The sequence below is a fragment of the Paraburkholderia sp. genome, from assembly GCF_035501035.1.
Lineage (GTDB): Bacteria > Pseudomonadota > Gammaproteobacteria > Burkholderiales > Burkholderiaceae > Paraburkholderia.
In genome coordinates this window covers 1-18498 of record NZ_DATJWR010000393.1, presented here as the reverse complement: position 1 = coordinate 18498, position 18498 = coordinate 1, and the positions used below count along the sequence as shown (strand labels likewise).

The window sequence follows — 18498 nt, the reverse complement described above, 5'->3', positions numbered from 1 at the left end:
GCGAAAGAGCGCCCCCCGGGGCGCTTTTTTTTCGCCATGAACAAAGGGAGTTGGCACCCCGCATCTATCCACAGGCCCCGGCGGATAACCCGAGGAAAAGCCCTGGAAATCACTGTGCATGAATCGGGGATAACTTCAGCGGAGCAAAAAATGTGGAAAAGTTGCCAGCAGCACTCTGGCGTTGTCCCGTTAACGCCCGCAGGGTTATGAGTTTTCCACAGCCTTGTTTACTCAATGGTTTTTCCCGCTTATCCACAGGAAACCCAGGGGCTTGTTAACTATTACTACGTTTACGTATACATATATTAAAAAAACCTTAGAACCCTCGCACCGGAAACCGCGATGCCGCCGGAAAACTCCCCGGCAGCATCCCTCAAAGCCGCTCACCTGCGCCAATCAAGCCAGCGGGATATAGAGCTGGGTCTTCAAGTCCTCCGGGGCCGCCTCGTCAGGCGTATTCAGATAAAGCTCGAACGAAGGCGCCGCAAAGTCCGGCTTGCGCGCGAGTTTTTGCAGTCCCTCGTTGTAGAACCACATCCACGCTTGCTGCAGCCCCTCGTATGGCCCCTCGTGCAGCATCATTGCGTGCTCGCCGCCGCGCAGCTGAAGCTTTTCTACGGGCGCGATGATTTCCACGTCGGTTTCATGCGCCAGATGCAGCGCCGCCTTCGAGCGCAGCTTCGATTCTTCGACCGTGTTGGGATCGTCGTAGAAGATGCCGACCATCTTCGCGCCCGACGTGCGCACGTTGCGCTCGCCGAGCCACTGGGCGAGCGTATAGAACGCATCGTCGATCTTCACGTACGGACCCACGTGGCTGACGGCGAGCAGATCCATCGGCTCGAGGGTGAGGAGTTTCACGTCGTGGTTTTGCATGATGGCGTCTCCAGGTTCGACGGCCGCGCGGGCCGCGCAGGTTCAGGCGCGCGAATGCGCAGCTGCATGCGATCCAGGATAGCACCGCAATCTGGGAGACGTTCTTTTGCGTGTCGCACGTTTGATCTGGCGCTGTGTCCGGTGTCGCGCGCCGCGTTCAGGCTTCACAGATTCACACGCGTTACCGGATGCGCGTCGAGCCACGCGCTTTCCTCTTCGTCGTAGAGCCGCGAGCGCGTAAGAAAGCGCTGCCCCGTGGGTCGCTCCAGCGAAAACATGCCGCCGTTGCCCGGCACAGCGTCGATGATGAGCTGGGTGTGCTGCCAGTACTCAAACTGTGCCTCGGTCATATAGAACGGCATGCCGCCGATCTCGCCGAGTTGCACGTCGGCGTTGCCGACCATGAACTCGCCGGCGGGAAAGCACATCGGCGCGCTGCCGTCGCAGCAACCGCCGGATTGGTGAAAGAGCAAGGGGCCGTGCTCGCGCGCCAGCTGCTCGATCAGCGCGAGCGCGGCTGGCGTGGCGGTAACGCGTTCGACCATGTCAGATCCTTTAGGGATGCCACGAAGACGGCGTCGCGCGCCGCTGCGGTCGTTCTAACGGCCCGCCGCGCGCGACACCCCATGCACGATACGCGATCAGAAGAACCCGAGCGGCTGATCGCTGTAGCTGACGAGCAGGTTCTTCGTCTGCTGATAGTGGTCGAGCATCATCTTGTGGTTCTCGCGGCCGATGCCCGACTGCTTGTAACCGCCGAACGCCGCGTGCGCCGGGTAGGCGTGATAGCAGTTGGTCCATACACGTCCTGCCTGGATCGCTCGGCCGAAGCGGTACGCACGTGTACCGTCGCGCGTCCACACGCCCGCACCGAGGCCATAGAGCGTGTCGTTGGCGATTTCCAGCGCTTCCTCTTCGGTCTTGAAAGTGGTTACGGACACCACGGGCCCGAAGATTTCCTCCTGGAAGATGCGCATCTTGTTGTGCCCGCGGAACACCGTCGGCTTCACGTAGTACCCGTCGCTCAGCTCGCCGGCCTGCTTGTTGCGCTCACCGCCGATCAGGCACTGCGCGCCTTCCTGCTTGCCCAGGTCGATGTACGAGAGGATCTTCTCGAGCTGCTCCTGCGAAGCCTGCGCGCCGATCATCGTCTTCGTGTCGAGCGGGTGGCCTTGCTGCACCGCCGCCACGCGCTTGAGCGCACGCTCCATGAAGCGGTCGTAGATCTTTTCGTCGATGAGCACGCGCGAAGGGCACGTGCACACCTCGCCCTGATTGAGCGCGAACATCGCGAAGCCTTCGAGCGCCTTGTCGAAGTAGCTGTCGTCGTGATCGAGCACGTCGGCAAAGAAGATGTTCGGGCTCTTGCCGCCCAGCTCCAGTGTCACGGGAATGAGGTTCTGGCTCGCGTACTGCATGATGAGCCGGCCGGTCGTGGTTTCGCCCGTGAACGCGATCTTCGCGATGCGGCGGTTCGAGGCGAGCGGTTTGCCGGCCTCGAGCCCGAAGCCGTTCACCACGTTGAGCACGCCCGGCGGCAGCAGGTCCTGGATCAGCTCGACGAGCACGAGGAACGACGCGGGCGTCTGCTCGGCGGGCTTGAGCACCACGCAGTTGCCGGCGGCGAGGGCGGGCGCGAGCTTCCAGGCGGCCATCAGGATCGGGAAGTTCCACGGAATGATCTGGCCGACCACGCCGAGCGGCTCGTGAAAGTGATAGGCGACCGTGTCGTGATCGATCTCGGAAATGCCGCCTTCCTGCGCGCGCACGCAGCCCGCGAAATAGCGGAAGTGGTCGACGGCGAGCGGGATGTCGGCGGCCAGCGTTTCGCGCAGAGGCTTGCCGTTGTCGATGGTCTCCGCCACTGCGATCCTGTGCAGGTTCTGCTCGATGCGGTCGGCGATGCGGTTCAGGATGTTGGCGCGCTCCGTCGGCGCGGTCTTGCCCCATGCCGCCTTGGCCTTGTGAGCAGCGTCGAGCGCGAGCTCGATGTCGGCTTCGCGCGAGCGCGGAATCGACGTGAATGCGTGGCCGGTGATCGGCGAGATGTCGTCGAAATACTCGCCGCCGAGCGGCGCGACCCACTCGCCGCCAATGAAGTTACCGTACTGCTTCTTGTACGGAAACTCGGTATTCAGGAATTGCATGTCCGCGTGATTCATCTCCGTGCTCCTCTCTGTTCTCGATGTCGATATGGATGGACGCGGCGAGCCTAGGCCGCGCTACCGGTGCACGCTAACGCGAGAAGCATGCCAACGCCGCCGAATCAAGGCACTTGCAGGCGCCCGCGCCGGGCTGGCGCGAGGGTGTCGTCCGAATGCGCGGCACGCGAGCCGTCAATGGGGCGAGAGGGTTGCGTCAGGGCAGAGCAACGGGGCAATTTGACTGCTCAAGAAGTGAACAGATCGCCCATGAGATTTGGGCCCGAAACGGAGATTTGCGGCGCGCGGGCCGCACATGCGGTAGGCTTGGCACCCGTAACAGCCAGGAGAGTTTGCATGTCGAGTACATTCGTTTGCCGCAACCAGTCGTGCGGCACCCCGTGGGAGCAGAGCGAGGTCGTGATCAAGAACGAAGGCCAGGGGCCGTTGTTCCGCTGCCCAGTGTGCGGCGCCCGCAATTACCTTGAGCAGTTCGAGGACGACGAGGGCAACGTCGTCTACGAGCAGGTGGACGGCAAGCCGTTTCTCTGAGCGCTAGCGCCCGGAGGCCAGAGGAGGTGGGTCGCCAGCGTGACGCCGATAAAGAAGCCCTCGACGCCGCCGGGTCCGCAGAGGGATATCAGAAGCGGTTCAGGTGGAATATCCGGCCAGGCAAGCCGCGGGACGGCACGCCAGGTTCTCGAGCGGCGATTTCCAACGGAAGCGGCGGCGCGAGCGTTGAATAACCTGGTGGCCGAGGCGCCGCGAGGGACGAGCCCGGCGCCAGAAGGGTCTCATCCGGGCTGCGCCCAGCCAGCCAGTTTATTGGTCAGATGATTGCCACCTATCCATACGGGTAGGCTGGCGTCTCCCCCAGAGCGTTCTACAGTACTTCATACGATAAGAAACTACGGCAGGACGGACGGGGAAAGTCATGACATTCGTCGAACAGGAAATCGCGCACATTGCGCGTGTGATGCCGCCGTCGCTCGCCGGCGACTTCGAGGTGCCCGTCATGGGTGTCGCGTACTGGCGCAAGCGCTTGCACACCCTTCTCAAGCAGAACCACCTGACTCACGTTCAACTGACGACCGTCGACACGCTGCTGCGCCAGCTCGACGGTTTCGAGGCACTCGGCCGCTGGTTGCCGCGCCACAAGCAGGCGTCACGCCACGTACGCCGTATGAAGTAAGGCTGAGTGTGGCGGCAAACGCAGGGCGGAGGTGAGAAATGCAAAAAGCCCGGTCGAAGACCGGGCTTTTTGACTGAATTGGCTGGTGGGGCGTGAGTGACTCGAACACTCGACCTACGGATTAAGAGTCCGCTGCTCTACCAACTGAGCTAACGCCCCCAACAGAAGCGAAATTATGCAACACTTTTTGGGACTTGCCAAGTCCTTTTCGCAAAATTCCTAAAAAAGTTTGTCGGCGCGCCTGGAGTCCAGCGGCGGCCCACCCGTGCAGGCATGCGCGCTGCCACCGCGGGGCCGGGCTCTCCCGGTATCATGTCGCCACATCTGGCGTCGAACCAGGTTTCAAGCCAGTCGCTGCTTCGCCCGTTTGCTGGAATCGTCGCGCGGCAGGCACGGATTCTCAAAGGCAAAAGATGGACGACAAAGCAATCGAAGCGCTGCTCGAGCGCGTGCTGGCTCCGTGGGTGCGTGCGCTCGGGATGAAACCTGTCGAGGTGACGGAGGCTAGCGCCACCTTGCGCTTGCCGTTCTCCGGTGAGCTGCGGCACTCGGGCGGCGTGATCTGCGGCCAGGTTTTCATGGCGGCGGCCGACACGGCCATGATCGTCGCCATTTCGGCGGCGCTTGGCGGCTTCAAACCCATGACGACGGTCGCCCTCAATACCAGCTTCATGCGCGCGGTGCGCAACGGCGACGTGCTCGTGACGGCACGCGTTCTGCGGATGGGCCGCAATCTGGTGTTCGGTGAAATAGAGCTCTACGACGAAGACGGCAGGATGGCGGTACACGCGACCTCCACGTACGCGCTGCTCGATTAAGCTTGCCGCTTCCGATCGTTTCGAAGGACGCACAAGGCATGTTCGATCAGGTGGTTTTCGCCGGCGGCGGCAATCGCTGCTGGTGGCAGGCAGGGTTCTGGGACATCGTCCAGCCCGAACTGCGCATTCGTCCGCGCGTCATCACGGGCATCTCGGCCGGCGCGGCCACGGCCTGCATGCTCTACACGCGCGAGGCCGACTGGGTCATGCGCTATTACGAGCAAGCGTTGCGCCATAACAAGCGCAATGCCTACTGGGGCAACCTGCTGCGCGGCGAGTCGGTGTTTCCGCACTACCGCATCTATCGTCAGGCGCTGCTCGACATTTACGGCGAGCCGTTCGCGCGCCTGCAGGACGCGCCCGAGATCCGCATCGGCGTTTCCCATCTGCCGCGCTGGCTAGGGGCGCGCAGCGCCGTCGCGGCAGGCCTCATCGCGTACAACATCGAAAAGCACATCCGCAAGACGTTGCACCCCACGCTCGGGCGCAAGCTAGGATTTCATCCGGAGTTCGTGATCGCGCAGGAGTGTGCGAGCGTGGAGGATCTGGCCGACCTGATCCTGCAGTCGTCGTGCACGCCGCCGTTCACGCCGGTGCTGCGCCGCGACGGCCGCCCCGTGCTCGATGGCGGGATGGTCGACAACGTACCGGTCGGCGCGCTCGACGAAACCGTCGACCGCGTGCTGGTCATGGTGACGCGGCTCTATCCGCGCCCGCAGATGTTCGTGGTGCGGCACCCGGTGCCGAAGGGCGTGCAGCAACGCCTTTACGTACAGCCCTCGGCCAAGGTGCCGATCTCTAGCTGGGACTACACGAGCCCACATCAGATGCAGCACGCCTACAACCTCGGGCGTGTGGACGGCGAGCGCTTTCTCGCGCGCCTGCCAGAAGTCATGGAAGCGGCCGCGCACGCTTGAACGCGTGGGGCCGGATCACGGGCGATCGGATGGGCGCTTTCGCGGGCGGCGCGCGCCCCCGTGCGCACGCGCTTACTTGCGGCGGCCGCCCTGCAGCGCCTCGGGGTTTGCGACGCTCGACAGGTCGCCCGCATCGAACGCGAGGATGTTGCGGAATGCCGCGCCGAAGTAGAGCTCGTAGCTTTCCCGTTCCACATAGCCGATGTGCGGCGTGCAGATCACGTTTTCCATGCGCAGCAGGCTGTAGCCCTGCAGGATCGGCTCGCTCTCGTACACGTCGATCGCCACCATGCCCGGCCGGTTGTGCGAGAGCGCGCCGAGCAGCGCGTTCTCTTCCAGCAGCTCCGCACGGCTCGTGTTGACGAGCAGCGATGTGGGTTTCATGCGCAGCAGATCTTCCTGCTTCACGATCCCGCGCGTGTCATCGTGCAGACGCAGGTGCAGCGAAAGAATGTCACTTTCTTCGAACAGCGCCTCGCGGCTGGCGGCCGCTTCGTAGCCGTCGGCGCGCGCGGCTTCGAGCGAATGCTCACGGCCCCACACCAGTACGCGCATGCCGAACGCCTTCCCGTAGCCGGCCACGAGCCGGCCGATCTTTCCGTAGCCCCAGATGCCGAGCGTCTGGCCGCGCATCACCTGGCCCAGGCCGAAGTTCGGCGGCATGGCCGAGGTCTTCAGGCCCGATTGCTGCCACGCGCCCTGCTTGAGGTTGGCGACATACTGCGGAATGCGGCGCTGTGCGGCCATGATGAGTGCCCACGTGAGTTCGGCGGGGGCGACGGGCGAGCCCGTGCCTTCGAGCACCGCAATGCCGCGCTCGGTGCACGCGGGAATGTCGATATGCGAGCCGGCCCGGCCAGTCTGGCTGATCATGCGCAGATGCGGGAGCTTGTCGAGCAGTTGCGAGTTGATGCGGGTGCGTTCGCGGATCAGAACGAGCGCGTCAACTTCGGAGAGGCGGCTGGCGAGCTGGCCGAGGCCGCGCACTGTGTTGTTGAAAACCTTGACCTCGTGGTCGGCGAGCAGTTCAAAGCAGTCGAGCTTGCGGACGGCGTCCTGGTAGTCGTCAAGGATGGCAATTTTCATGGCAGCGGATCGTTTTGCGTGTTTTTTGTCGCGTCGTTCCTGGCGCGACTTCGATGTTCATCTGGTGGTTATCCCACTATGCAGCAGCGGGAAGGCTGGTATGAATAAGGGGGAGCCTTCACGTCGCGTGCCGTGCGCTGCAGCAGGTATCGTACTTGCACATAAGCATGGCGACGCGCACAGGTATTGGACGCGGCTCCCGGCCGCGAATTTGCAACTTTTAACAGCTTGTCGGGTTCCGATGCAAGCCGCTTTACAGACGGTTTCGAACCCCAGCTGAATGGACCTTGACGACCTGCCCAACTGCGCGAACCGAACGGGATGTTGATCTGCCATCAACATTTGGCTCGCGGCGGTTGCGCCTCTCGCATGCAGCGTCTAAAAGGGCCGCTTCCCCTTTTTACAGCCCTAAGAACGGAGACAGCTCAATGAACCACCCCGACCACCACGCCCAGGCCGCCGCTCAAGTGCCCGCCTGGGTCCGGCACCGGAAACTGATCGACTGGGTGCAAAAAATCGCGGCGCATACGCAGCCGGATCGCATTGTCTGGTGTGACGGCTCGCAGGAGGAATACGACAGCCTGTGTGCGCAGATGGTCGAGGCGGGCACGATGCGCCGCCTCAATCCGCAGAAGCGCCCGAATTCGTATCTTGCGTGTTCCGACCCTTCCGATGTCGCGCGGGTCGAAGATCGCACCTTCATCTGCTCGCCTCGCAAGGAGGACGTCGGCCCCACCAACAACTGGATCGCGCCCGCCGAAATGCGCGCGACGCTCGACGGCCTTTTCGCAGGCTCGATGCGCGGGCGCACGATGTACGTGGTGCCGTTCTCGATGGGCCCGCTCGGCTCGCCCATCGCGCACATTGGCGTGGAGCTTTCGGACAGCCCCTATGTGGCCGTGAATATGCGCATCATGACGCGCATGGGCCGCGCCGTGTACGACGTGCTCGGCGAGGACGGCGCGTTCGTGCCGTGCGTGCATAGCGTGGGCGCGCCGCTCGCGGCCGGCGAGAAGGACGTGCCGTGGCCGTGCAACAAGACGAAGTACATCGTCCATTTTCCGGAAACGCGCGAGATCTGGAGCTACGGCTCCGGTTACGGCGGCAACGCGCTGCTCGGCAAGAAGTGCTTTGCGCTGCGCATCGCTTCGACCATGGGCCGCGACGAAGGCTGGCTCGCCGAGCACATGCTGATTCTCGGCGTGCGCTCGCCGGAGGGCCGCAAGTACCACGTCGCGGCGGCGTTCCCGTCGGCGTGCGGCAAGACCAACTTCGCCATGCTGATTCCGCCGCCCACCATGAACGGCTGGGAAATCACCACGATCGGCGACGATATTGCGTGGATCAAGCCAGGCGCCGACGGCCGCCTCTACGCGATCAACCCGGAGGCGGGCTACTTCGGCGTGGCGCCTGGCACGGGCGAGAAGACCAATTTCAACGCCATGGCGACGCTCAAGGAGAACGTGATCTTCACGAACGTCGCGCTCACCGACGACGGCGACGTCTGGTGGGAAGGCATGACCGACGAGCCGCCCGCACACCTGATCGACTGGCAGGGCAACGACTGGACGCCCGCCATTGGGAAGGAAACCGGCCGCAAGGCCGCGCACCCGAACGCGCGCTTCACGGCTCCGGCCTCGCAGTGCCCGTCGATCGATCCCGAATGGGAGAACCCGAAGGGCGTGGCGATCGATGCGTTCGTGTTCGGCGGCCGCCGCTCGACCACGGTGCCGCTCGTGACCGAGGCGCGCGACTGGACCGAGGGCGTCTACATGGCCGCCACCATGGGCTCGGAGACCACGGCCGCAGCGGCGGGGCAGCAGGGCGTGGTGCGGCGCGACCCGTTCGCGATGCTGCCGTTCTGCGGCTACAACATGGCCGACTACTTCGATCACTGGCTGAAAATGGGCGAGCGCCTGGCGAAGCTTGGCGCCGTGCTGCCGCGCATCTTCTGCGTGAACTGGTTCCGCAAGGGGCCGGACGGAAAGTTCGTGTGGCCCGGCTTTGGCGAGAACATGCGCGTGCTCGAATGGATGGTGCGTCGCATCGAGGGTAAGGCCGAGGGCGACGAGCACGCGTTCGGCGTGTCGCCGCGCTACGACGATCTCGACTGGCGCGGCATGAACTTCACGGCGGCGCAGTTCGAGCAGGTGATTTCGGTAGACGCCGATGCGTGGCGCGCCGAGCTCGCTTTGCACGCCGATCTGTTCGATACGCTCGCGCATGGCTTGCCGGCGGCGCTCAAGGATGTTCGCGAGACGCTGGAAACGCGTCTGTGATAGCGTGAAGTGAGCATTCGCTGACCAGATGGCCGCCTTCGGGCGGCCGTTTGTGTTTACAGGGTCGAATGCTTTGATGCGGTGCGGAGCGCCGTCTGTTCGGCACTTGGCCGGTTATTTCGCTGCATTGCGCAAAATTGTTTCTCTCGAGGAAACAATTCGAGGTGCGTTAATGCATTTTGGGGCGCAGTCGAAGAATTCATAAAGAAAATAGGGGCTTCGGAGGCAACTTCTGCACGTTTTCCGCTGTCGTAGGAGAATTCGCGGTTTCCACCGCTGGATTTCAGCGGGTAGTAACAGGCAGGAGTTGTCTCATGGATCATTTGCAGTCGATGCGAGTATTCGTCAAAGTGGCGGACCTCGGCAGTTTCGCCCGGGCCGCTTCCGCGATGGATATCTCCAACGCGGTTGCGACGCGGCATGTCGCCGACCTCGAAGGCCGGCTCGGTACGCGTTTGCTCAATCGCACGACCCGCAGTCTCTCCCTGACCGAATCGGGTCAGGTCTATCTCGAGCGCGCCCGCCAGATTCTCGATGAGCTCGAAGATGTCGAGCAGATGGTCGTCGCGCGCAACCACGAGCCCGTGGGCACGCTGCGCATCGTCGCCCCGGTCGTGTTCGGCCTGCACAATCTCGCCCCCGTGCTGCAGACGTACACGCAGCGCTTTCCCCAGGTCGTTCCCGATGTCACGCTGGTGGACCGGCAGGTCGATCTCGTCGAAGAGGGCTTCGACCTGGGCGTCGTGACTGCGCGCCAGATGCGCAGTGCGAGCATCGTCACGCGTCGCCTCACGACGGGCTGCATGACCGTGTGCGCGACGCCGGCGTACCTCGAAACGCACGGCACGCCCACGCGGCCCGAGCAGCTGATGGAGCATCCGAGCCTGTCGCTGCCCTCCGAATACTGGGGCGACGAGCGCGTTTTCACGGGCCCGGAAGGCGAGGTCCGCGTGCGTCCGACCAATGTGATCGTGGCGAACAACACCGAGATGCTGCGCCAGTTCGCGCTGCTCGGTATGGGCATCGCGATCCTGCCAAGCTACCTGATCGGTCGTGACATGACGCGCGGCCGTCTCGTGCGGCTGCTCGGCGACTACCGTTTGCCGCAAGTCGAGATCAACGTCGCGTATCCGAGCCGGCGTCACCTGCCGGCCAAGGTGCGCACCTTCATCGATCATCTCGTCGAGCATTTCAGCCAGACGCCTAACAGCCAGCTCGGCGAGCAGTGGGTCAAGGACGGGCTTGCACGGCCAGCCGCCGCTTCGGCCACAGCGGCCGCTCCGGTCGCGCCGGCTCGCAACGGCGCCGCATCCGAAGCCTTCGACGGGGCGCAGCCTGCGCCGGGCGCGTCCCTGCGCGACGGCGAGCGCACCGGCGTGGACGCAGAGCGTGCGCCCAAGGCCGCGCGCGCTGCGGCCGCGCGCACCCGGACTTCGGCAATCTCGCCGCTATAGTTCCGCATCGCCGGGCATCGGCCGATAAAAAAGGCGCAGCTTCGTGAGAAGCTGCGCCTTTTTGCTTGTCTGCTGCGCCACTGAATGGTGGCTTGCGGACTTGCTCCAGGAAACGCTTACGAGCCAGTCTTGCGCGCGGGCGTTTTGCGGGGGGCGGTCTTGCGCGCCGGAGCGGCCTTGGCGGCCGCCGTCTTGCGCGCGGGTTTCGCACCTTCTTCCGCCGCATCGTTCGAGGCATCCTCTGCACCCGCGGCCTCGGCCGTTGCAGCAGCCGACTTCTTCGCTGCCGTCTTTGCGGCCGGCTCCTTTTTCTCGAACTCGAAGCCGATCTTGCCGTCGCTCTGCTTCACGAGGAAAGCCTTGAAGTTGCGGCCCGTACGCGACGACTTGAAGCTGGTCAGCAGGTCGGTGCGGCCTTCGGCCAGAAGCTTCGCCATCTGCTCGCGCGTGATTTCCTGCTGCAGGATCACCTTGCCCGAGCGGAAGTCGCAGGTCTTCGGGTTTGCGACCGAGTGCTCGCAGACATAGCTCATGCCGTGCTCGAACACGCGCCCCTTGCACTTCGGGCACGCGCCAACCGGCTCGTGCTGCGAGAAGTCTGGCGCTTCGCCATCTTCGGCGCCGGAATCCTGGCCGAAATCGAACTCGAGCTTGTAGTTCTTGATTTCGTCGTCGAGCGAGAGCTTGAGGATCGCCGAGAACGGCCGGCCCATCTTGCTGCGAAAGCCCGAGAGCGGCCCGATCGTCTTTTCCTTGAGCAGCTCTTCGACTTCGGGAATTTCGAACTGCCGGCCGCCCGGAATCTTCGAGATCGAGAACTCGCACTTCGTGCATGCGAAGCGGCGGTAGTTTTCCTTCACCTGGCCGCCGCAGTTCGGGCACGGCGTTTCCAGCGTCGCGTAGTCGCCGGGAATCGTGTCGGAGTCGTATTCCTTCGCGCGCTTGACGATGGTCTGCGTCATGCGGGCGATTTCCTGCATGAACGCGTCGCGCGGAAGCTTGCCGCGCTCCATCTGCGAAAGCTTGTATTCCCACTCGCCGGTGAGTTCAGGCGCGGTCAGTTCTTCCACGCCGAGGCCGCGCAACAGCGTCATGAGCTGGAAGGCCTTGGCCGTGGGAATCAGCTCGCGGCCCTCGCGCACCAGATACTTTTCGCCGAGCAGACCTTCGATGATCGCCGCGCGCGTGGCCGGCGTGCCGAGCCCCTTGGCCGCCATCGCCTCGCGCAGATCCTCGTCGTCGACAAGCTTGCCCGCGCCTTCCATGGCCGAGAGCAGCGTCGCTTCGTTGTAGCGCGCAGGCGGCTTGGTCACGAGCTGGTGCGCCGCGATCTTGTCGGTCTTGACCTTTTCGTTCTTCTGCACCGGCACGAGGTTGGCGTCGTCGCCGCCCGTGTCGCGGCCGTAGACCTGCAGCCAGCCCGCCTCGACCAGCACCTTGCCTTCCGTCTTGAAGTGATGCCCTGCGACTTCGGTGATGCGCGTGGTGACGCGGTATTCCGCCGCCGGGAAGAACACGGCCAGAAAGCGCTTCACGACGAGGTCGTAGAGCTTCTGCTCGGGTTCCGAGAGCGACTTCGGCGCCTGCAGCGTGGGGATGATGGCGAAGTGATCGCTGATCTTCGAGTTGTCGAAGATGCGCTTGTTCGGCTTCACCCAGCCCTTGTCGAGCACCTGCTTCGCGTGCGGCAGGTAGTTGTTGCTCTCCTTGAGCATCTCGAGCGTCTCTTTCACGGTGCCGATGTAGTCCTCGGGCAGCGCGCGCGCGTCGGTACGCGGGTAGGTGAGCACCTTGTGCTTTTCGTACAGTGCCTGGGCGAGGCCGAGCGTGTTCTTGGCCGAGAAGCCGAAGCGGCTGTTGGCTTCGCGCTGCAGGCTCGTCAGGTCGAAGAGCGCGGGCGAAAGCTGGGTGGACGGCTTCGATTCCTCGGTGACCGTGCCTTCGCGGCCGTGGCAGGCGGCCACGATGGTTTCGGCGGCCGGCAGGCTCCAGAGGCGCGAGTCGCGTTTTTCCGGATCGAACTCGTCTTTCTTGAATTTCGGGTCAAACCAGCGGCCTTCGTAGAAGCCTTTCGCGCAGACGAACTCGGCGCGCACTTCCCAATAGTCGCGCGGCACGAAACGGCGGATTTTCTCTTCACGTTCGACGACGATCGACAACGTTGGCGTCTGAACGCGGCCGACCGTGGTGAGGAAGAAGCCGCCGCCCTTGCTGTTGAAGGCGGTCATCGCGCGCGTACCGTTGATGCCGACGAGCCAGTCGGCTTCCGAGCGGCATCGGGCGGCATCGGCGAGCGGTAGCATGTCGTGGTCGCTGCGCAGGTTCACGAAGCCTTCGCGAATCGCCTGCGGTGTCATCGACTGCAGCCACAGGCGCTGCACCGGCTGCTTCGCCTTGGCGTGCTGCGCGATCAGGCGGAAGATCAGCTCTCCCTCGCGCCCCGCGTCGCAGGCGTTGATCAGGCGGTCAACGTCCTTGCGTTTCATCAACCTGGTGAGCACCTTGAGCCGCGACTCGCTCTTGGCGATCGGGTTCAGGTCGAAGTGCGGCGGGATCACGGGCAGGTGAGCGAAGCTCCATTTGCCTCGCTTGACCTCGTATTCTTCCGGCGCGGCGATTTCCAGCAGATGGCCGACTGCCGACGAAAGCACGTAGTCGTCGCTCTCGTAGTATTCGTCATGCTTGGTAAAACCGCCCAGCGCGCGCGCGATGTCGTTCGCGACGGATGGCTTCTCGGCGATGATCAGAGCTTTGGACATGACTGGTTGCTAGTGGGTGAATCCGGTTGGCGCCCCGCGGCCGATGCCGTCCGATCAGGCGCTTGGGCTCGAAGCCCGGCTTGGCGGCCCCGCGCGGGGTGCCGTTCTCGACCGCTTTATAGCACATGGCGCGGCGGTGCCGATTTTTACGTCATCTCATGACGACGCCCGCACTGCGCCCAAGGGCGCCCAATCATAAGGGCGCGCCGAGCCGCGCGGCAAGCGGCCCGGGCAATCTGAGTCGAGTGTGGGTTGCCCTCAAGCGGCGCTCAGGGCGGGCCGCAGCTTCGGCGCGTCGGCCACGCCTGGCAGCGTCGTGAGGTCCGAGAGCATGCGCTCGACCACGGCGGCATGCGGGAGGACGGTGCCGAAAAAGCGCGTGGCGTGGCCGTCTTCGATCAGGATGGTCGGGAAATTCTCGACATCCAGGTCGTCGAAGCGGTCGGCGTGCGTTTCGATGTCGATCCACGCGAAGCAGACCTCGGGATGCGCTTCGGCGATGCGGTCGAAGGTGGTCCGGTAGTCGCGGCAGGTGCCGCACCACTGCGCGCACAGGCACGCCACGAAGAGCGTGTCGTGATCGCTGACGCGCTCGGCGATCAAGTCGGCGTCGGTGTCGAGGTCTAGCGCGGGCATGGTCTTTCCTTGCGTTCTCTTATATATAGTGCGGGTGCATTTTGCGCGAATGTATCACGGCGGCGCGCGAGCGGTGACGCTCGCACCAACAGCGGCACTAGCCGCGGGAAGTCCGAACGAACCAGCCGCCGGGCAGTGCGTCGAGGTGGCCGGCGAGTTCGAGTTGCAGCAGCGTGCCGTGCAGCACCGCTTCGGCCATGTCGGTGCGCTGCGCCAGGATTTCAAGCGTGGCTGGCGCGTGACCGAGGGCGTCAAGCAGGCGCTGGCCCTCGGCGCAGAGGCTGGCGGGCGGCGAGGCGCAGAGTTCGAGCCCTGCGTTGCGTTTGGCCGGCTGTGGCCGCGCAGATTCGAACGTGAACGCCAGCGTTTCGCTCGCCTCGTGCTGCAGGCCTTCAAGGGGAACCGAAATCTTCGGGCCGCGCTTGCGCTGCTGCGCCTCGGGCGTGCGCGCGGCAAGCGCCGGCTGGCCAATATTCAGCGCGTCGAGCACCTCCTGCGGCGTTTCGACCAGTTGCGCACCCTGCTTGATGAGGCCATGACAGCCGCGCGTGAGCGGCGCGTGAATCGAGCCGGGCAGTGCGAAGACGTCGCGTCCCATTTCGTTGGCGAGCCGCGCCGTGATGAGCGAACCCGAGCGCTGTGCGGCTTCGATCACGACCACGCCTTCCACGAGCGCGGCAATCAAACGGTTGCGCTGCGGAAAGTTTGCGGAGCGCGCCGGCGTGCCGAGCGGCCACTCGGAGGCGAGTGCGCCACGCGCGGCGATCTGCGTGGCAAGCGCGTGATGCGCCGCCGGATAGACGAGATCCGCGCCAGTGCCGATCACGGCCACGGTGCCGCCGCGCTCGTCGATCGCACCGCGGTGGGCGGCGCCATCTACGCCGAGCGCGAGTCCGGAGACAACCGTGAGGCCCGCTGCGGCGAGCGTGCGCGCGAAGCGAGCGGCGTCTTCGACGGCCTGCGGCGTGGCGTTGCGGCTGCCCACCACGGCCACCGCGCGTGCATGCAGCAGATCGAGCCGGCCCTTCACGTAGAGCAGCGTGGGCGGGTCGGGCATGGCGAGGAGGCGCGCTGGATAGGCCGGGTCGGCGAGTGTGACGAGCGTGTTGCCGGGTGCCGCGCACCAGGCCTGCAACGCTTCGAGCCGAGGCGGGAAGTCCGGGCCGGGCTCGGCGAGCGCCGCGCGCGCGGCGTCGGCGCCTGCTATGGCCGCGAGCGCGGCGAAGCGCTGCTCCAGCACGTTCTGCGGCAAGCCGAACGCGCCAAGCAGGGCGCGCAGCGCGGCCGGCTTGAGGCCTCGCGCGAGGGCGAGGCGCAGCCACGCGGCCAGTTCCTCATGAGACAGCGGCAAGGTCGTGAGCATCGCATTCTCCAGCGGCGGGCGAATTGCCGCACACGTGATAAAATTTTCACCATCTGAAATTCACCGTGGCGCCTTCATACATGGCGTTGCGCGCACGCCTGACGCAATGCGAGCGCGTGCGCGTCCAACGTTGAATTGCGGTTCGTCCGTCCGTATATGTCCGCATATCCTCCGTATCCGGCACGGGCCCCGCAAGCTGGCCAAACGGCCAGTCCGGGCATCGCCGCGAAGCGCCTCGCGCCTAACGAGAAATCCTTCGAATCATGGCTCTACTGAACATTCTTCATTACCCGGACAAGCGTCTGCACAAGGTCGCTAAGCCTGTCGAGGTGGTCAACGACCGCATCCGCAAATTGGTCGCCGATATGGCCGAAACCATGTATGCCGCGCCGGGCGTCGGCCTCGCGGCAACGCAGGTCGACGTGCATGAGCGCGTCGTGGTCATCGACGTCTCCGATGCGCATGACGAGCTGCGCGTGTTCATCAACCCGGAAATCATCTGGGCGAGCGACGAGCGCGAAGTGCACGAAGAGGGCTGCCTTTCGGTGCCCGGCATCTATGACGAAGTCGAGCGCGCGGAAAAGGTGCGCGTGCGCGCGATGAACGAAAAGGGCGAGACCTACGAGGTGGACTGCGAAGGGCTGCTCGCGGTGTGCATCCAGCACGAAATGGATCATCTGATGGGCCGCGTGTTCGTCGAATACCTTTCGCCGCTCAAGCAGACGCGCATCAAGAGCAAGATGAAGAAGCTCGAGCGCGCGATGTAATCGTTTTGCGCCGCGCCGTTCCTCTCTTCTTCAACCTCCCACGCAGCGAGCGCCCATGAGCCATAGCCTTCGCGTCATCTTCGCCGGTACGCCGGAATTCGCCGCCGCGGCGCTCGCCGCGATTCACGAGGCCGGTTTCGCCGTGCCGCTCGTGCTGACCCAGCCCGACCGTCCGGCGGGCCGCGGCATGAAGCTCCAGGCGAGCCCGGTCAAGCGCTACGCGCAGGAGCACGGCATCGCCGTCGCCCAGCCGCCTTCGCTGCGCCGCGCCGGGAAGTATCCGCAGGAGGCCGCCGCCGCGCTGGAGCTGCTGCGCGCGACGCCGCACGACGTGATGGTGGTCGCCGCCTACGGGCTGCTGCTGCCGCAGGAAGTGCTCGACGTACCGCCGCGCGGTTGCATCAACATTCACGCTTCGATCTTGCCGCGCTGGCGTGGCGCCGCGCCGATTCATCGCGCGATCGAAGCCGGCGACGCCGAAACCGGCATCACGCTCATGCAGATGGATGCGGGGCTCGACACCGGCCCGATGATCTCCGAGGTGCGCACCGCGATCGCGCCGGGCGACACCACGGCGACGCTGCACGACCGCCTCGCGCAGCTTGGCGCGAAGCTGATCGTGGATGGGCTCGCGGCGCTCGAGCGCGACGGCGCGTTGCGCGCCACACCGCAGCCAGCCGAGGGCGCGACCTACGCCGAAAAGATCGGCAAGCACGAGGCCGTGCTCGACTGGCGCCGGCCGGCCGTGGCGCTCGCGCGCCAGATTCGCGCGTTCGACCCGTTCCCGGGCGGCGCGGCCACGCTCGACGGCGCGCAGCTCAAGCTGTGGGCGGGAGAGCCGGTCGAGCGTTCAGCCGGCTCCGCCGCCGAACCGGGCGAGATTCTCGAAGTGAGCCCGGCGGGCGTGGTGGTGGCGTGCGGCGAAGGCGCGTTGCGCCTCACGCAGCTGCAAAAGCCGGGCGGCAAGCGCCTTCCCGCACGCGAATTCCTGGCCGGCATGCCGCTCGCGGCGGGGCAGCGTTTCCAGCTGCCCCAAGCTTCCGCCGCCTGAGCCGCGCGCACTGGCCGCGCCGGTCGTTCGGTTTTCCAGTCGCACCCATTGGGCCAGGTGCCGCGTTGCGACCATCGCGCTAGAATCGATGGCGCTTCAGCACATATCGCAATTTGGGCAATTTTGAGGTCGTCATGCTCGGCATCACCCATTTCGGTTTCTTCCTCGTCGCCGTATTTCTCCTGAACGTGACGCCGGGGCCCGACACGGCCTATATCGTCGGCCGCAGCGTCGCGCAGGGCCGCCGTGCGGGCCTCGTCTCCGCGCTCGGCATCTCGGCGGGCTGCTGCGTGCACACGCTCGCCTGCGCGTTCGGCCTGACGGCGCTGCTCGCGGCGTCGGCCACGGCGTTCACGGTCATCAAATTCGTCGGCGCGATCTATCTCATGTACCTCGGTGTGCGTCTCATCTTCACGAAGCACGAGGCCAACGCCGCACAAGGCGCGGCTGCCGCGCCGGCCGCCGCCGCGCCGCGCCCGCTGCGCCAGCTCTTCCTCTCGGGTTTCTGGACCAACGTGCTCAATCCGAAGGTCGTGCTGTTCTTCGTCTCGTTCTTCCCGCAATTCGTGAGCACCGACAGCGCGCACAAAGCCCTCGCGTTCCTCACGCTCGGCGCCGTTTTCGTGCTGATGAGCATGGTCTGGAACAGCTTCGTCGCGTGGGTCGCGGGCAGTGTCACGCAGCGCTTCTCGGGCAAACCGGCCGTGAAGAAGTGGCTCGACCGTACGGTCGGCTCGGCCTTCGTCGGTCTCGGCCTGAAGCTCGCCACGGCCACACGCTGAGATTGAATTTTTTGCATCCACTCCTATCTAACAAATCGCTTACAATGCGCTCGCTTAGCGCTGGCTGACCGGCTGGCGAAGGGCGTTTAACGATAGATTGGATCCCCTGGTGGGTGAAGGAAGCACAGCACATGTTCAACTGGGTCAAAACCGCGATGTTGATGGCCGCGATTACGGCCCTTTTCATCGTCATTGGTGGGCTGATTGGCGGGCAGCGCGGCATGATGCTGGCGCTCTTCTTCGCGCTCGCCATGAACTTCTTTTCGTACTGGTATTCGGACAAGATGGTTCTGCGCATGTACAACGCGCAGGAAGTCGACGAGACCACGGCGCCGCAGTTCTATCGCATGGTGCGCGATCTGGCCACGCGCGCGGGC

At 64.7% G+C, this 18498-nt stretch carries 16 protein-coding genes, 1 tRNA gene and 1 pseudogene; 10 read left to right on the top strand and 8 right to left on the bottom strand.

Annotation, left to right across the window (positions count from 1 at the left end):
• Window positions 1–396: 396 nt before the first annotated feature.
• From VMJ11_RS28730 to adh, 3 genes are all read right to left on the bottom strand, one after another.
• Window positions 397–876, bottom strand: coding sequence for a GyrI-like domain-containing protein (locus VMJ11_RS28730; RefSeq protein WP_325624093.1), 480 nt, complete (start codon window positions 874–876; stop codon window positions 397–399).
• Between the two features lie 164 nt (window positions 877–1040).
• A complete protein-coding gene (locus tag VMJ11_RS28725; RefSeq protein WP_325624091.1) occupies window positions 1041–1421 on the bottom strand; it encodes a DUF779 domain-containing protein in 381 nt (126 codons plus the stop codon).
• A 96-nt stretch (window positions 1422–1517) separates the two neighbouring features.
• Complete coding sequence (adh, locus tag VMJ11_RS28720; protein ID WP_325624089.1) at window positions 1518–3038, bottom strand: aldehyde dehydrogenase; 1521 nt, start codon at window positions 3036–3038, stop codon at window positions 1518–1520.
• Between the two features lie 336 nt (window positions 3039–3374).
• Between adh and VMJ11_RS28715 the strand changes: the two genes are divergently transcribed.
• Together VMJ11_RS28715 and VMJ11_RS28710 are read left to right on the top strand one after the other, a co-directional pair.
• Complete coding sequence (locus tag VMJ11_RS28715) at window positions 3375–3569, top strand: hypothetical protein (protein ID WP_325624087.1); 195 nt, start codon at window positions 3375–3377, stop codon at window positions 3567–3569.
• A gap of 382 nt (window positions 3570–3951) precedes the next feature.
• Window positions 3952–4209, top strand: coding sequence for a hypothetical protein (locus tag VMJ11_RS28710; RefSeq protein WP_325624086.1), 258 nt, complete (start codon window positions 3952–3954; stop codon window positions 4207–4209).
• A gap of 83 nt (window positions 4210–4292) precedes the next feature.
• Here the strand turns inward: VMJ11_RS28710 and VMJ11_RS28705 are convergent.
• Window positions 4293–4368 (bottom strand) — tRNA-Lys (locus VMJ11_RS28705).
• Between the two features lie 254 nt (window positions 4369–4622).
• Here VMJ11_RS28705 and VMJ11_RS28700 point away from each other — a divergent pair.
• Both VMJ11_RS28700 and VMJ11_RS28695 read left to right on the top strand, forming a co-directional pair.
• Window positions 4623–5027 (top strand): PaaI family thioesterase, encoded by a 405-nt coding sequence (locus tag VMJ11_RS28700; protein ID WP_325624084.1) that lies wholly within the window; start codon window positions 4623–4625, stop codon window positions 5025–5027.
• A 38-nt stretch (window positions 5028–5065) separates the two neighbouring features.
• Window positions 5066–5944, top strand: coding sequence for a patatin-like phospholipase family protein (locus tag VMJ11_RS28695; RefSeq protein WP_325624095.1), 879 nt, complete (start codon window positions 5066–5068; stop codon window positions 5942–5944).
• Window positions 5945–6016: 72 nt separating this feature from the next.
• Here the strand turns inward: VMJ11_RS28695 and VMJ11_RS28690 are convergent, their stop codons facing one another.
• A complete protein-coding gene (locus VMJ11_RS28690; RefSeq protein WP_325624082.1) occupies window positions 6017–7030 on the bottom strand; it encodes a D-2-hydroxyacid dehydrogenase family protein in 1014 nt (337 codons plus the stop codon).
• A 428-nt stretch (window positions 7031–7458) separates the two neighbouring features.
• Between VMJ11_RS28690 and VMJ11_RS28685 the strand changes: the two genes are divergently transcribed.
• Together VMJ11_RS28685 and VMJ11_RS28680 are read left to right on the top strand one after the other, a co-directional pair.
• Window positions 7459–9309 carry a phosphoenolpyruvate carboxykinase (GTP) gene (locus VMJ11_RS28685; RefSeq protein WP_325624080.1) on the top strand — a complete coding sequence of 617 codons (1851 nt, stop codon included), beginning with the start codon at window positions 7459–7461 and terminating at the stop codon, window positions 9307–9309.
• Window positions 9310–9623: 314 nt separating this feature from the next.
• Window positions 9624–10763 carry a LysR family transcriptional regulator gene (locus tag VMJ11_RS28680; protein ID WP_325624079.1) on the top strand — a complete coding sequence of 380 codons (1140 nt, stop codon included), beginning with the start codon at window positions 9624–9626 and terminating at the stop codon, window positions 10761–10763.
• A gap of 116 nt (window positions 10764–10879) precedes the next feature.
• Here VMJ11_RS28680 and VMJ11_RS28675 read toward each other — a convergent pair whose 3' ends face one another.
• The 3 genes from VMJ11_RS28675 to dprA form a co-directional block, all read right to left on the bottom strand.
• On the bottom strand, window positions 10880–13522 hold the full coding sequence (locus tag VMJ11_RS28675) for a DNA topoisomerase III (protein WP_325624077.1): 2643 nt from the start codon (window positions 13520–13522) through the stop codon (window positions 10880–10882).
• A gap of 258 nt (window positions 13523–13780) precedes the next feature.
• Window positions 13781–14158, bottom strand: coding sequence for a thioredoxin family protein (locus tag VMJ11_RS28670; protein WP_325624076.1), 378 nt, complete (start codon window positions 14156–14158; stop codon window positions 13781–13783).
• Window positions 14159–14255: 97 nt separating this feature from the next.
• Window positions 14256–15521 (bottom strand): DNA-processing protein DprA, encoded by a 1266-nt coding sequence (gene dprA / locus VMJ11_RS28665; RefSeq protein ID WP_325624074.1) that lies wholly within the window; start codon window positions 15519–15521, stop codon window positions 14256–14258.
• Window positions 15522–15784: 263 nt separating this feature from the next.
• On the opposite strand from dprA, the gene def reads away from it, so the two are divergent.
• The 4 genes and pseudogenes from def to VMJ11_RS28645 form a co-directional block, all read left to right on the top strand.
• The gene (gene def, locus VMJ11_RS28660; RefSeq protein WP_325624072.1) at window positions 15785–16288 is read left to right on the top strand and encodes a peptide deformylase; all 504 of its coding nucleotides are present in this window, start codon (window positions 15785–15787) and stop codon (window positions 16286–16288) included.
• Between the two features lie 55 nt (window positions 16289–16343).
• Entirely contained in the window at window positions 16344–17339 is a 996-nt protein-coding gene (fmt, locus tag VMJ11_RS28655; protein ID WP_325624070.1) for a methionyl-tRNA formyltransferase, read from the top strand.
• Between the two features lie 134 nt (window positions 17340–17473).
• Entirely contained in the window at window positions 17474–18121 is a 648-nt protein-coding gene (locus VMJ11_RS28650) for a LysE family translocator (protein WP_325624069.1), read from the top strand.
• Window positions 18122–18252: 131 nt separating this feature from the next.
• A pseudogene (locus VMJ11_RS28645) lies at window positions 18253–18498 on the top strand (protease HtpX); the annotation flags it as partial.

Coding starts and splice junctions, on each gene's coding strand:
- VMJ11_RS28730 (WP_325624093.1), bottom strand. CDS start 876: ATGCAAAACCACGACGTGAAACTCCTCACCCTCGAGCCGATGGATCTG.
- VMJ11_RS28725 (WP_325624091.1), bottom strand. CDS start 1,421: ATGGTCGAACGCGTTACCGCCACGCCAGCCGCGCTCGCGCTGATCGAG.
- adh (WP_325624089.1), bottom strand. CDS start 3,038: ATGAATCACGCGGACATGCAATTCCTGAATACCGAGTTTCCGTACAAG.
- VMJ11_RS28715 (WP_325624087.1), top strand. CDS start 3,375: ATGTCGAGTACATTCGTTTGCCGCAACCAGTCGTGCGGCACCCCGTGG.
- VMJ11_RS28710 (WP_325624086.1), top strand. CDS start 3,952: ATGACATTCGTCGAACAGGAAATCGCGCACATTGCGCGTGTGATGCCG.
- VMJ11_RS28700 (WP_325624084.1), top strand. CDS start 4,623: ATGGACGACAAAGCAATCGAAGCGCTGCTCGAGCGCGTGCTGGCTCCG.
- VMJ11_RS28695 (WP_325624095.1), top strand. CDS start 5,066: ATGTTCGATCAGGTGGTTTTCGCCGGCGGCGGCAATCGCTGCTGGTGG.
- VMJ11_RS28690 (WP_325624082.1), bottom strand. CDS start 7,030: ATGAAAATTGCCATCCTTGACGACTACCAGGACGCCGTCCGCAAGCTC.
- VMJ11_RS28685 (WP_325624080.1), top strand. CDS start 7,459: ATGAACCACCCCGACCACCACGCCCAGGCCGCCGCTCAAGTGCCCGCC.
- VMJ11_RS28680 (WP_325624079.1), top strand. CDS start 9,624: ATGGATCATTTGCAGTCGATGCGAGTATTCGTCAAAGTGGCGGACCTC.
- VMJ11_RS28675 (WP_325624077.1), bottom strand. CDS start 13,522: ATGTCCAAAGCTCTGATCATCGCCGAGAAGCCATCCGTCGCGAACGAC.
- VMJ11_RS28670 (WP_325624076.1), bottom strand. CDS start 14,158: ATGCCCGCGCTAGACCTCGACACCGACGCCGACTTGATCGCCGAGCGC.
- dprA (WP_325624074.1), bottom strand. CDS start 15,521: ATGCTCACGACCTTGCCGCTGTCTCATGAGGAACTGGCCGCGTGGCTG.
- def (WP_325624072.1), top strand. CDS start 15,785: ATGGCTCTACTGAACATTCTTCATTACCCGGACAAGCGTCTGCACAAG.
- fmt (WP_325624070.1), top strand. CDS start 16,344: ATGAGCCATAGCCTTCGCGTCATCTTCGCCGGTACGCCGGAATTCGCC.
- VMJ11_RS28650 (WP_325624069.1), top strand. CDS start 17,474: ATGCTCGGCATCACCCATTTCGGTTTCTTCCTCGTCGCCGTATTTCTC.